At 52.1% G+C, this 349-nt stretch carries 1 pseudogene; it reads right to left on the bottom strand.

The window, feature by feature from the left end:
• Nucleotides 1-349 (bottom strand): annotated as a pseudogene (locus HBA93_RS19580) (hypothetical protein); the annotation flags it as partial.

Below are 349 nucleotides of genomic sequence, written 5' to 3'. Positions count from 1 at the left end.
AAGTCAGAGAGAATCGCACCGCCTGTCCCGAGCACAGATCAAGCTTCTGATGTGTCCAGACCTGCCGCTTTTTCTCCAGAAAATCTTGCTGTTCAGGTAAAGATTTGCCACGCAGATCATCAATTTCAAGCACCGGATGCTGTGGCGTGTCTGCAACTGTCTGCTGCCCGTCGTCCGTCACACAAAGTGCTATCATCGGATGCAGTTTTGCAAGGCGCTCAAGTGCCTGTTGCAGCCTGCCCGTATCAATGCCATGCCCGTTAAACTCGGTGTAAAGATGAGAGGCAACACCGCCGAGCATTGTCTGCGGTTCACGGCCGACAAAACAAGCTGCCTGCATCGAATTTAA

Origin of the sequence: Ochrobactrum sp. SFR4 (assembly GCF_019730395.1) — a bacterium.
Classification (GTDB): domain Bacteria; phylum Pseudomonadota; class Alphaproteobacteria; order Rhizobiales; family Rhizobiaceae; genus Pseudochrobactrum.
This window is presented reverse-complemented; position numbering and strand designations above follow the sequence as displayed.